Annotated in this window: 5 protein-coding genes; 4 read left to right on the forward strand and 1 reads right to left on the reverse strand. The window is 69.2% G+C overall.

The features are described 5' to 3' along the window. Positions 1–36: 36 nt before the first annotated feature. From ACQPZO_RS12355 to ACQPZO_RS12365, 3 genes are read left to right on the forward strand one after another with little or no spacing between them, the layout of a single operon-like run. Positions 37–408, forward strand: a complete 372-nt coding sequence (locus ACQPZO_RS12355; RefSeq protein WP_433349847.1) for a WXG100 family type VII secretion target — start codon at positions 37–39, stop codon at positions 406–408. 27 nt (positions 409–435) lie between these two features. Further along, entirely contained in the window at positions 436–762 is a 327-nt protein-coding gene (locus ACQPZO_RS12360; RefSeq protein WP_433349849.1) for a WXG100 family type VII secretion target, read from the forward strand. 39 nt (positions 763–801) lie between these two features. Then, positions 802–2193, forward strand: coding sequence for an EsaB/YukD family protein (locus ACQPZO_RS12365; RefSeq protein WP_433349852.1), 1392 nt, complete (start codon positions 802–804; stop codon positions 2191–2193). A gap of 55 nt (positions 2194–2248) precedes the next feature. Here ACQPZO_RS12365 and ACQPZO_RS12370 read toward each other — a convergent pair whose 3' ends face one another. Next, positions 2249–2572, reverse strand: coding sequence for a YbaB/EbfC family nucleoid-associated protein (locus tag ACQPZO_RS12370; RefSeq protein ID WP_433349855.1), 324 nt, complete (start codon positions 2570–2572; stop codon positions 2249–2251). A gap of 227 nt (positions 2573–2799) precedes the next feature. Between ACQPZO_RS12370 and ACQPZO_RS12375 the strand changes: the two genes are divergently transcribed. After that, a complete protein-coding gene (locus ACQPZO_RS12375) occupies positions 2800–13311 on the forward strand; it encodes a hypothetical protein (protein ID WP_433349856.1) in 10512 nt (3503 codons plus the stop codon). Positions 13312–13372: the final 61 nt, after the last annotated feature.

Genomic DNA, 13372 nt, shown 5'->3' on the forward strand with positions numbered 1-13372 from the left:
CCGACCGGTCGCGCCGACGACGATAAGGAGCGGATTGTGACGCAGTACAACGTCACCCCGGAGTACGTGACGCAGGCCGCAGCGGACTGCGACCGCGTCGCCAACGACGTGAAGACTCAACTCACGGCGCTGCAGACCTTTGTCACCGGGCTGGGTGCCAGTTGGTTGGGGGTGTCCGCCCTGCAGTTCGCCGAGTTGATGAACAACTTCCACATGCACTCCGTCCACCTGCACGACGCGCTGGTGGAGATCGGCCAGGGCCTGCGCAGCAACGTCGTGAACTACGTCGAGAGCGAGGCGGACAACGTCCGGGGCCTCAGCTCGATCAACGGCGGCCTCAACCCGGGCGTGTACGCGCCCATGAGCCACAACCCGACCGGAAACGTCATCCCACCCGCCAACCTCTGACCTCGCCTTCGTCGTAAGGAGCCGACCGTGCCCAGCATCGAGTCAAGCAATTTGCAGGTACCGGCCGAACTGGCCGAGGCCGGAACCCACATCCGCAAGATCTCCGGCGACCTCGCCGCCGAGCTGGCGGCCCTGCAGGCCCAGCTCGCCCCGTTGGAGGAGTCCTGGACGGGTAGCACCTACCAGCACTTCAAGGGGCTGGAACAGGAGTGGAACATGGCCGCCGCGGGCCTGTGGGGCGACGGCGGGGCGGGCAGCGTCGGTCTGCTGCCGTTCATCGCGCGCGCGCTCGACATTTCGTACCAGAACTACACGAACGCCGAGCAGGCCAACACGAAGACCTGGCAGGTCTGACGCGTGTACCGAAACCGGGAGATGAGAGGGACCGCACCGATGTTGGACAGACGTAGCCGGGTCACCGTGCACGGCGGCGGGAAGCGGGTCGACGTCGCGCTTCCCAGCGAGAGCCCGATCGGGGAGTACGTGGCGGGTCTGGCCGAGCTGTGCGGTCAGACCGGCGGCGGACTGATGGCCCCCGCCTGGTCGTTGGCGCCCGCCGGCGGGGTGCCCTTCTCGATCGAGTCGTCGCTGGCCGAGGCCGGGGTCGCGGACGGGCAGGTGCTCTACCTGCGCGACGTCGCCCGCGACCCGGGCACCGCCCCGGTGGTGGAGGACATCGAGGAGCTGGTGGCCGCCGAGGCGCAGGAACACCGGATCGACGCCCGCGACCGGGGTGTGCTGACGGTCTGGATCGGCGCCGGCTGGCTCACCCTCGTCTCGGCGGTGGTCGCGGCGCGTCCGCACCACAGCGACCTCTTGGCCGCGGTCGGTCTCGTCCTGGTCAGCATCGTCGTGCTCTCCCTCGGGTGGGTGCTCAACCAGAAGCGGGCCCGGCTCCCGGCATCGGCGTGCCTGGCCATCTCGCTGTCCGCCGTGCCCTGCCTGGCCGCCGCCGGCGGCCTGGTCGGCCAGTCGCTCGGCGGTGGGCTCTTCTGGTGCGGGGTGGTGCTGGGGGCGAACGCGGGCATGCTGATGGCCCTGGCCGCCACGCCGGAGCAGGCCATCCTCGCAGTCGAGGTGCCCCTCGCGCTCGGCGGCGTGTTCGCTCTGGTGCTCGTCTTCCTCGACGCGGACGCCACCCAGATCGCCGCCGCCGCCGTGCTCGCCGTCCTGCTCATGGTGGCCGTGGCCCGCCCGCTGGCCGCCTCGGTCGCGGCCTGGAGCACGCCCATGCCGAAGGCTGCGGCCGGGGTGGCGCCGGCCACCGCCCGGTTGATGCTGAACGCGCGCCAGTTGCTGGCGCTCAGCCTGGTGTTCCCGGCGCTGGCCCTGGCCGGTGCGTTCCCGGTGCTGGCGACCTCCCGCCAGGGGTGGTCGGTGGGCCTGGCGGCGGTGGCCGGGGCGGCGCTGGTGATCCGCGCCCGCCAGGTCGGCTTCGTCAGTGAGGTGATCCTGCTGGCCGCCCCCGGCGCGATCGGGCTGTTCAGCGTGATCGCTGCGGTCGGTTACTGGTATCTCGCCTCGGGCCCGTCCGTCCTGGTGCTGCTGCTGATCGGGACCACCGTGGTCGGCGTCGGCGTCGCCGTCGCGCTTGGCTCCCGCCCCCGCGCCGCCGCCAGGGAAGACGGCCAGACGCCGTTCGGGCCGGTCGTCGACACCCGGGACCGGGGCAGGTTCGTCGAGACGATCGGCGTTGTCTGCCTCGTGCTGTCGGCGACGCTGGCGTTGGGGGTGTTCGGCGTCTTCACCGAGCTCTTCAAGATGGGCCGCGAAATGGTCGGCTAGGTCGGGCCTCGCCCGGGTACGGTTCCGGCCGCCCCGCCGACCCGGGCGATGCCCGTCACTGCCCCGGCGACAGCCGATTCAGCTCGTCGGTCAGGGGCCGCATCATCTGCTCCATGAGGTTGCGCACGTTGTCGAGCGCGTTCTGCATCGCCTCGGCGACCCTGCCCTCCAGATGACGCAGGTTGTCCGGGTTCACCGCCTGCGGGTCGATCGTCACCGCACGGACCTCACCGGATGTCGTCAGTGTCACCCGTACCGCGCCGCCCGCGCACGTGCCGGTGACCTCGCGGTCGGCCATGCCGGCGCTGGCCGCGCTGGCCTGCATGGTGAGCTCCTGGGTCTGACGGAGGAAGTCGTTCAGATCGTCCTGGTACGCCATCGTGCTCTCCTGTCCCGAATCCGGACGGCTCCCGGGTGTTCCGGCGAGCCCGTGGTCTTCCACCCGGAAGACGGCCGCGCCGGTGCCGGGGTTCACCAGGGGACCTGGGACGTCCTCGCTGGGGGGCGGCGACGTCCTCGTTTCTGGGCACTGTGCGACTAGGCGCCGACGGTGGCACCGTTGGCCAATGCGGTATCTGTCCGGTGTGTCGGTGGAGGGTACGGAGAATGCCTGAGATCGACGGCGTCTCATATCCAAACCCGGATAAACTCGACGAATTGTCCGCCGAGTGGGGGCGAGCTGCCGACAAGTTGGACGTCCTCGGCAACCAGATCGCAACCGTTCAGATGGGGTTGGCATGGACGGGCCTGGCGGCGGGTTACTTCGTCGAGGTCACCAGCCAGGTGTGGAAACAGGTGACCGAGGTCGCCGGGGTGGCCCGTTCCATCAGCGGGGACATCAAGGAGTACGCGAATCAGGTCCGGGAGATGATCGCGCAGGCCATCAAGGCCGGGCTCATTACCCTGATCTCCACCTTCCTCGGTTTCGCCGCCTTCTGGATACCAGGGCTCGGCGCGCTGATGGGGAGACTCATCCAAGGGCTCACGAAGCTCCTCACCACGGTCGGCAATCTGATGGCCAAAGTCGTGCCGACGAGCGTGCGGGCACTGGTGGCGCCGTTCGTGTCACCGAAGGTCATCGCGGAGGTGGTGGCCAGCGGCGCGGTCGGTGCGACAACCGAAGTCGCGATCTCCTTCATCGCAGAGTTCACCGCTTCCGGTGTCACCGACACGGATGTGCATATCGATCCAATGACCTTCGGTCTCGCCGCCGGGGTTGGATTCGCGGGCGGCGGGTTGTTCGCCCTGGTGGCCACTAACAGCAGATTTCGGGGCGGTGGCTTCTTGGAACGCCACCCATTCCCTTTCACTCGCACCAGCAAACCGAAAGTGTCGTCCAGCGGCGCTCCCCGAACCAGCTTCGGCAGCACCGGAAAGGGCCAGCCGAAGGTCATCGATTCGATCGACCCGGGCGAGGTCGGGGCCCCAACGACAGCCGTGACGCCGCCCTCGGGAAAGGGCGATCCCGGCAGCGGGATCGAAGGCGGCAGCGGGATCTCGCCGACCGGGCTGCCCCACGCCGGAATTCCAGGTGGCGGTAAATCGTCCGCCAACGGCCAGGCAAAATCCGGCGCGGGCCAGCGCGCAGTGCCCGAATCAGGCCGTTTCACCGACCCGCCGGAAGCCGGGGTGGGACCAAACGGCGGCGCGCGGTTGTCCGTCGACGGCAGCGGCCCGATCCTCCCCGCCCCCGCCCGGCTGGACAACGGCCCGCCCGTGAACGGCTCGGGGGGCCCGCTGACGCGTAACCCACCGGGCGGTGCCGAGGGGCGGCAGAACATCGACGTCAACCGGCAATCGGTCAACGAGCCCCCGCTCCGAGGGCAAAACGCTCCCCCTGTGGCCTCCGCCGATGGCGGGCGGGTCCACGCCGGCGGCGGCCCTCGGCAGCCCGGCGGGACGGAGGGATTCGAACCGGCCGCCTCTTGGGCCAAGGCTGGCCAGGACGGGGTCATCGACGGCATTACCGTGCCGCCGCGCGCACAGGCCGAGACCGTGCGGCCACAGCTGGACGGCCCGGGTACGCCCAGCCAGCGGGCACGCTTCCTGGGTCCGGATGAGGTGGTGCCGGGGCGTGTGGGTGAGGGGCCGTTGGTGACTGGCCGTGGCGGTGATGGGCCGTTGGTTACCGGCCGTGTGGGTGATGGGCCGTTGGTTACTGGCCGGGTGGATGAGGTGGTGCCGGTTAATCGTGGCGGTGAGGTGTCGGTCGTTCCGGGGCGTGTGGGTGAGTCGCTGGTTTCGGGCCGTCCGAATGAAGGGTCCCCGTCGGTTTCTGGGCGTGGGGGCGATGGGCCGGCTGAGCGGGTCTTTGGGGCTGAGGAGGCTGGCTCGCCGGCGGTGGGGCGTCGTGAGACTGCCGATGGTGCCGGTGCTACGCCGGTGGATGCACCGCCGGTGCGGGCTGACGCTCAGGTGTCCCAGGCTGGTTCGGCGGCCCCCCGTGGTGACGCCGCTCCGGCTGTGGCGCGTGATGGTGGGTTGGTGGGGGCGCGTGAGGCTGGCACGTCGCCGGTGGTGGGGCGTCGTGAGGTTGGCGGCAGTGAGGGCGTGGCGGCGCGGGCGGACGGAGTTTCGGCGGTAGCGGGGCGGGGTGAGGCCAAGGGCGGGCAGGGCGAGCGATCGGCAGTTGGCAGTGCTGGTGACCGCCCAGCCTCGTTGGACGCTGCGTCAGGGGTTTCCGGTGCTCGGAGCCGTTCGGATTCCTCCCTGAGCCACCGCAGCTCCGCCGTAGCCGAAGGAAACGCGACAACTCCGAGTCGTCAGGGGGCACCGGAGGCCAGTGCCGCGCCGTCGCCCACGCAGACGGGCCGGCAAGCCTCGGATTCCCCCGCACCATCCGCCTCGGGTTCGCCAGGCGAACGGACGGCATCGCCGCAAAGCGACCCCACCCCGGATGCCGCACCTGGCACTCCGACGTCGGAGCGGGCGGGCAGTCAGCCGGCCACCGAGAAGAGCCCGGGACAGCGTCTGCAACGCCGCCAGGGTCAGCCGGAGGGCATGCATCCCGACCGCGAGGGCCCGGCTTGGCGCCGCAACCGTGAGGCATACGAGCAGAGAGCACGGGAAGAGGCAGGCAATCTGGCCGAGTTCCGAAAGCGGGAGCAACAAAAGACCCACGCGCTCGGCGAGATGAAGCAGCGCATGAATGAGACGGGGGGCATGCCGCTGGAGCGCTTCCGCTCGGAGTACACCGCCTGGCAGGAGAGGACCGGCAAGAGCTATACCCCCGAGCAACTGGCCCGGGCGGAGGAAGGATTCGCCAAGCAGGCGGCGCACCTTTGGCAGACCAAGTTCACGCACGCGGAGCGTGTCCGGGGCGGCAGGTACGACATCTTCTACCGCAACTGGCCGCCGGAGGTCGCCCGGTTGGCCAGGAACTTCAGGTTTGACTTCTACGCAGATCTGCACGTGGCACAAACTCGTGCGGGCCAGGCGTTCGATGATGCACGGTTGAACATCGAGCGGGCGCAACCGGGCAGCGGTCGGACGGCCGAGGACTTCGCGGAGGCGAGGGCCCAGTATGTCGACCTGGTCACCAAGACGTACCGGATCAACTACCAGGCCGACCGGGCCGCGAGGGCGGATGGGTCGTACGAGACCTGGAAGCCGCAGGTGGACCGGAGCTTCGCGAGTTGGCAGAAACAGCTGGAGAACGGGTTGCCGGCCCGGTTCGACAAGGAGGTCGAGCTCGACACCTTCATGAAGAGCCAGTTCTCTCAGCGGCTTGGCCAGTGGAAGCAGAGCCGAGGCCTGGCCGATGGCCGGCTCCCGTGGGAGGAGAAAGTCGCCGAGGAATTCCGGCTGGAGCAGCGTCCCCTCCTGACGGACGGTCCGAGTCCGTACCAGCGGTCTTCGGCGAGCACCGACCAGCCGGGCGGCGGCGAACGCTGGCAGGATGTTGCGGTCGATGCGTTGCCGGGTCGCTTCGACCGCGCCCAGGAGGTGCTGACGCGCAGACTCGCCGACGAGCGTGAGTTGGAGAGCTTCCACGCGCTTGAGGACGGCAGTCCCTTCGACAGGGTCTTGGCCGATCTTCCAGAGGCGCAGGCGGCGGTGCTCAACAAGGACGCCATCGCCCGCGAGCGCACCGCTTTCCTGACGCGTTCCCGCGAGGCCTATTTCGATGCCCTTACGGGGGGGAACCCCGACGAGGCGGTGCCGAAATGGCAGGAGGGCAGGGCCCAGGCCGAGAAAGTGGCGGCCGACAATCTCGCCCTCGAGGTTCAACGGAATCAACTCATGGCCGACCTGCGGCAGCGCCGCATCGATCAGGCCCAGGATCCTACCCTTCCGGCCGACGGCATGGTTCGGGTACGTGAAGCGTTCCAGTCGGACCTGGAGAGGGCGTACCAGGATGTCTGGGGTGAGCACCCGGGCGCGTTCGCGAAGGGGCCGGGCGACGAGAGCCTCAAGGAGGTCTGGTCCCGCTGGGCGTTCCGCACGGAGGATCTTAACGGGCGGCTGGACGTGCACATGCTGCACGAGGAGCGGCTACGCAATGTTCTCGACATCGCGGCCCGGGATTTCGAGTCAGTCTTCGGTCTGGATGACCCGCCCATTCTACCCGGCTTGGAAAGCATGAACCCCAAGGCCCGGTACAAGATTCCGTACGAGGAGCGCGTCGCAATTGCCGACGAATTCCGTCGCCAGTACGTCTCCAACTACCACGAAAAACTCGGCCGCCCGAACGAATCTGTCGACGGTTGGCTGGCCCACGAGAAGATGTTGACCAACCAGTTCGAGCGTACGACTGAATGGTTGAGAGTTCTGCGGGAGCGGGACTCGGCCGCCGGTGGAGACTCCGGCGCTGACGCGCTGGCAGCTGACCGTCCTAACCGGGTCTCTAAAACCCGACACGGGAAGCTCGGCGATGTAAGTTGGGAGCACAAGGGTGATTATGTTGTGTGGCATGAGCCGTGGGGTGAGTCCGCGTTCCGTAGGAATGTGATTGTTCGTCGGACGACGTCTGATGGGAATGAGCTGACGGAGTTCGACGGCAGGGGGCGGCCGACTGCGGGTGTGGGGCCGGATGGTCAGCGGTTCACCATTCGTTATAGCTGGCCTGAGAGTCGCAGCGGGGTGATTCATTACCGGGACGATTCTGTGCTGTTCACGTTGGATGATTCAAAACGGTTGACGGCTGGCATGGATGCCGGTGGTCGTAAGTTCACGGTTACTTACGACGATAAGCGTGGTGTTGCACATCGCGAGTATTACGATGGCTCTGTCGAGGAGATGAAGGCCCCCGATATTCGGTACGACCCGAAGGCGTTGGCCCGGTTGGTCGATAGTGTGGATTTGCCGGAGGTGTCGCCTGTTCTTGATAAGAGTCCGGAAGGCGGGGGTGGCGGGAGGGTCTCTGACGAGGTGCTGGCGGCTGATCGTTACGTGTATGACAGTTCGGGGCGTGTCGCCGGGATCCGGAACGGAAAGCTCGGCGATGTGAGTTGGGAGCACGAGGGTGATTATGTTGTGTGGCATGAGCCGTGGGGTGAGTCCGCGTTCCGTAGGAATGTGATTGTTCGTCGGACGACGTCTGATGGGAATGAGCTGACGGAGTTCGACGGCAGGGGGCGGCCGACTGCGGGTGTGGGGCCGGATGGTCAGCGGTTCACCATTCGTTATAGCTGGTCTGAGGGTCGCAGCGGGGAGATCCATTACGGGGACGATTCTGTGCTGTTCACGTTGGATGATTCAAAACGGTTGACGGCTGGCATGGATGCCGATAATCGAGAGTTCACGGTTACTTACGACGATAAGCGGGGTGTCGCGCACCGTAAGTATGACGATGATGGCTCCGTCAAGGAGATGAAGGCTCCTGACATTCGGTACGACCCGAAGGCGTTCGCGGAGGGCTCGTTCAGTGGCCTGGCGGAGAGGCCGTTGGTGCGGGCGGAGGGTGTGAGCGCGCCGGAGGCTTCGTCTTCTGCGGGTGGGATTTCGGGTGGTGTGGTGGGCTCGCGACCCGATGTCTCGGCGCAGGTTGGTGGGGATGTTCCGGCGGTGGTGCCGGAGGGTGGGCCGGTCGGTGGAGGGTCTCGGCGGGGGCCGTCTGCTTCCACGGGCACCGGATCGGGTGCTGACGTCGCTGGGGAGGTGCCGCCGGTCAGGGATGGTGCTGACGTGGTTTTGCCCTGGCGGGATGACCCGGCCAGCGGCGTAGACACTGGCGGGCGTACCAATGGGCGGACCGGGACTGCCACGTTGGTCGCGGAACGTCCGCCGGTCGACGACGTGGTGGCCCGGATGTTCGGGGCACGTCCGCCAGCCGACGACGTGGTGGCCCGGATGGTTGCGGCGGCGCAGGGGCAGGGTGTGGATTCGCCGGAACTCTCCCCTGCTGCTGCTGTGCGGGGAGCGGAGAGCGATGGCGGCGCTAGGGCCTCTCATGACGTGCTGGCGGCTGACCGTGTCGAGTCTGACAGTTCGGGGCGTGTCGCCGGGATCCGGAACGGAAAGCTCGGCGATGTAAGTTGGGAGCACGAGGGTGATTATGTTGTGTGGCATGAGCCGTGGGGTGAGTCCGCGTTCCGTAGGAATGTGATTGTTCGTCGGACGACGTCTGATGGGAATGAGCTGACGGAGTTCGACGGCAGGGGGCGGCCGACTGCGGGTGTGGGGCCGGATGGTCAGCGGTTCACCATTCGTTATAGCTGGTCTGAGGGTCGCAGCGGGGAGATCCATTACGGGGACGATTCTGTGCTGTTCACGTTGGATGATTCAAAACGGTTGACGGCTGGCATGGATGCCGATAATCGAGAGTTCACGGTTACTTACGACGATAAGCGGGGTGTCGCGCACCGTAAGTATGACGATGATGGCTCCGTCAAGGAGATGAAGGCTCCCGACATTCGGTACGACCCAAAGGCGTTCGCGGAGGGCTCGTTCAGTGGCCTGGCGGAGAGGCCGTTGGTGCGGGCGGAGGGTGTGAGCGCGCCGGAGGCTTCGTCTTCTGCGGGTGGGCCTTCGGGTGGTGTGGTGGGCTCGCGACCCGATGTCTCGGCGCAGGCTGGTCGGCATGCTCCGACGGTGACGCCGGAGGGCGGGCCGGTCGGTGGAGGGTCTCGGCGGGGGCCGTCCGCTTCCACGGGCACCGGATCGGGTGCTGACGTCGCCGGGGAGGTGCCGCCGGTCAGAGATGGTGCTGACGTCGTTGGGGAGGTGCCGCCGGTCAGGGATGGTGCTGACGTGGTTTTGCCCTGGCGGGATGACCCGGCCAGCGGCGTAGACACTGGCGGGCGTACCAATGGGCGGACCGGGACTGCCACGTTGGTCGCGGAACGTCCGCCAGCCGACGACGTGGTGGCCCAGCTGGTTGCGGCGGCGCGGGGGCAGGGTGAGGTCTCGCCTGTTGCTGCTGTGCGGGGAGCGGAGAGCGATGGCGGCGCTAGGGCCTCTCATGACGTGCTGGCGGCTGACCGTTACGTGTATGACAGTTCGGGGCGGATCGCCAGGACCCGGCACGAAAATCTCGGCGATACGGTTTGGGAGCATCACGGCGACAATTTCACCTGGGACGGGCCGTGGGGCAAGTTCGCGATTCGTGCTGATGCGATGGCGACCTCCGGGAACTCCGCAGGAGTAGCCCTGGTTCTTCGGACGACGGCTGACGGAAATGCGCTGACGGAGTTCGACAACGTCGGGCGGCCGACTCGGGGTGTGGGGCCGGACGGCCGGCGGTTCGATATTCGTTATGGAACTGCCGGGGGCCGCGCCGGGGAAATTACTTACCAGAACGGTTATGCGCTGTTCACGCTGGATCATTTTGGTCGGTTGACGGCTGGCGTAAACGCCGGTGGTCAGTCGTTCACGGTCGTGTACGACGATAAGCGCGGTGTTGCGCACCGTCATTATTTCAATGGCTCCGTCGAGGAGATGACGGCTCCGCCCATCCGGTTGGATCCGAAGGTGGTGTTCGCGGAGCGGCCGCTGACGGGCAACGCGATGGCGGATTTGTTGTTCTCGCAGGCGTGGGCGGAGGGCTCGATCCGGCCCACGGCACCGCCATCGGCCGACGTGAGGGCGGGCGGGCCCCTGAGCGATGAGGCCGCCGACCTGGCCGGCGCACCGACCGGGACCCGAGGCGGGCAGTCCTCGTCGCCGGCTACCGGCCGCGGTCCCGAAGCCGCCGCGCAGGTCCCGCCGGTCAGGGACGGCTCCGTCATCCCGCCGTCCCGGCTGGACGGGCCGGTCGTCGGCGCTGACACCAGTGGGCGGACGGGGTCCCGCGACGTAATCGCGGAAGGCCCGCCGGTCGACGCCCAGCGCAACACCTCACGGCGCCCGGTGTCCGGGGTCGTCGCCCCGCAGGTCTCCTTGCGGAGCCCGTTGGCCACCGTCGGTGCCTCGCCCCGCTCGCACGCTCCGGTTGTTGCCCCGGCGAGCCCACGAGTGCCGGCTCTCGCCCCGCCGGTCCCACATCTGCCGGCTGTCGCCTCGCCGGTTCCACATCTGCCCAGTTCGGCGTCGCCGGCCCCACCTCTGCCAAGTTCGGCCTCGCCGGCCCCACATGTGCTGACCGATGTCGAACGGGGCGGCGGCGATGCCGTCCGCCGGATGCTCGCTTCCGGGCCACCGCCGGTTGCGGTGCTCCCGCCCGCATCCGGTCCCGGGCACCTGGCGCACCCGCCGTCCGGGCCCGCGCCGGCACCACTTCCCAGGCCACTACGCCCGATGCGGCGTACCGGGCCCGACTACTTCGCCGGCCCGCTCGACGGGCTGGCAGCCACCGCCAGCGGCCGGGCCGTTCTCCTGCACGAGGGCCCGGCTCCGACGCTGCCTGCGGCGGACCGGCCACGCGGTTCCCGGGCCGGCCTGACGGTCGCTCTCGATCTGGACGGGCAGCGGTTGGCCCAGGTTCCGGAGGCCCTGCGGCGGCTGCGCCCGGAGTTCCAGTCGGGGCTGACCCTCCAGTTCGCCGGCCGATGGCCGAGCCTCTCCCCGGAGCGGGCCGAGTCGATGGCGAACGAGCTGCTCCGGAAGCTGAATCCCACCGCCGCGCTACAGGTGCCGGCGGGCGAGCTGGTCGGTCGCCCGGCACCGACTCCCTGGGTGGTGCCCGTCGACCAGCGTGGCAACGCCACCTTCACGGCCATGGCCACCGCCTTCCGCTTTCATGCGGGCAACGCCGTCCATGCGGGCGACGACTTCCGTCCGGGCGACGCCGCGCCGGCATCCAGGATCCGTAACCCGTACGGTCTCCCGTCGGGTCCATGGCCCGGCACGTACGAGTTGGCCCTCGGCTGGTACATCGACGCGCGGGATCCGGACAGGTTGTGGGTCGGACGGCACCTGCCGGAGACCGTCGTCCCCCGGCGCGGCGGTGCCGCGGGGCCGGAGACCGCTGCCCCCCGGCGCGGCGGTGCCGCAGGGCCGGTGCCCATCGTGGTCGGCAATGCGGGCGAGGTCGTGCCGGACGAGGTGCTGGCGCAGCTCGATCGCATCCGGGTGGCCTCGGCGCCGACGGAGATTGTGCTGGTCGGGCAGACGCTCACCGACGGGCAGCGGCAGCAGTTGGCGCAGGTCCGCGCCGCGCTGCCGGACGGCTGGCAGGCGCATCCCGTCCCGGCGGGTTGGGTCGTCGCTGCGGCGGGGGCGGTCCCGGCGGACCCGGGCGTGGCGGCCACCCGCACGTCGTACCCGGGCGCGCGGGTGTTGTTCGTGGATCCGGCGGGCGTCGATGCGGCGGCGGTCGCCCGGTCCGTGGTGGGCCTGGTGGCGGCGCTGCCGAGCCCGTTGCGGGACCGGGTGGTGGTGCAGCCGGTGCCGGGCGCGGCCGTGCCGTGGCAGGCGCTTGCCGAGCTCAGTGCCATGCTGCCGGGGCGTGCCACCGGGGTACCCGCCCTGGTGGTGCCGGTGGCGCGGCTGGCCGAGACGCCGCCGGCGTCCGCGCGGGGCTTCGTGCCGATGACGTGGAGCCCGTCCGGCCCGGTGCGTACGCTGCCACACTTCGCCGACCACTACCGGGTGTACGGGCCCGGCGCCACGCCGCGTGAACCGCTGCCGGCCGGCCTCGCCGCGGGTGACGGCCACGGCCGGTTCGCAATCGATCTTCCCGGCCTACTGGGCTGGGTGGTCGACACGACGTACCCGGGCATGGTGCACATCCGTCCCGGCGGCGTCGAACTGCCGCCCCCGCCGTTCGCGGCCACCACGGCACGTCCGGACGCGGTGCGGGTCAGGGTCAGCGGAGCGCCGACCCAGTCCCAGCGGGCCGGAATCTTCACCGTGCTGGAAGGGCTGCGCGCGGGCCGTCCGCTGGACGTCGCCCTCGCGGACGAACCGGACGGTCTGCGTGCGCTGGAGAACGCCGCCGTGCGCGAGAGCCTGCCACCGGGATTCACCGCCCATCAGCTTCCGGCGGGTCACCTGGTGGCGCGGGGCACGGAAAGGCCGGCGGAGCTGGACGGCGCGCGGGACATCCCGCCGGCGGCGGACGTGACGCTCATTCAGCTCGGCGCGGGTGTGCCGGTCGGGGTGATCCTTGGGTCGCTGCCGTCCGGCGTGCGGGATCGGGCCGTGCTGCGGCGCAGCGACGACCCGCCGCTGCCGCCCGCCTGGGTGCCGCTCTACCTGCGACGCAGGCAGTGGCCCGCCGAGCGCGTCGGGGACCGGGGCGAACGCTCGCGGCTGATCGACAACGAGCGGCTCACCGCCCTCCAGACCGCGACGACCCGGACGTGGGTGGAGCAGGCCGTCGGCCAGGCCACCGTCGCGCCCGTGGTCGCGGCGTCGTCCAAGGCGCTCCGGCTGGCCAACCTCGGTCACCAGGAGCTGGCCGAACACCACCTTGCCGCGCTGCACGTCGAGTCGGACACGGACCAGTTGACCTCGCTGCTGCGTGGGGCGGGGTTCGCCCTGCCGCCGCCGGTGTCCCTCGGTGGCGGCGCGGGTGCCAACCAGTCGCAGCACGCCAATGCAGCGATGCTCGAGGCGATCCGGCTCTTCCTCTCCGACCGGCCGGATCGGGCGTACGAGGTGATTTTGCGCAATCGGAGCGCCCTGGTCGGTCGCCAGCGCATCGACTGGGTGCGCTGGCTGGGCGAACTGCGCGACGCACTCCCCGATCGACGCGAGGGCATCGGCACATTGGCCGACCACGTCATGACGTGTTGATGCCCGACGATTGAATTCCTCCCGTCTGGTAGCCGGAATGAACCTTGGCGCACGGAGAGGC

This window comes from Micromonospora sp. CA-111912 (assembly GCF_050948415.1).
In the GTDB taxonomy this organism is placed as follows: domain Bacteria; phylum Actinomycetota; class Actinomycetes; order Mycobacteriales; family Micromonosporaceae; genus Micromonospora.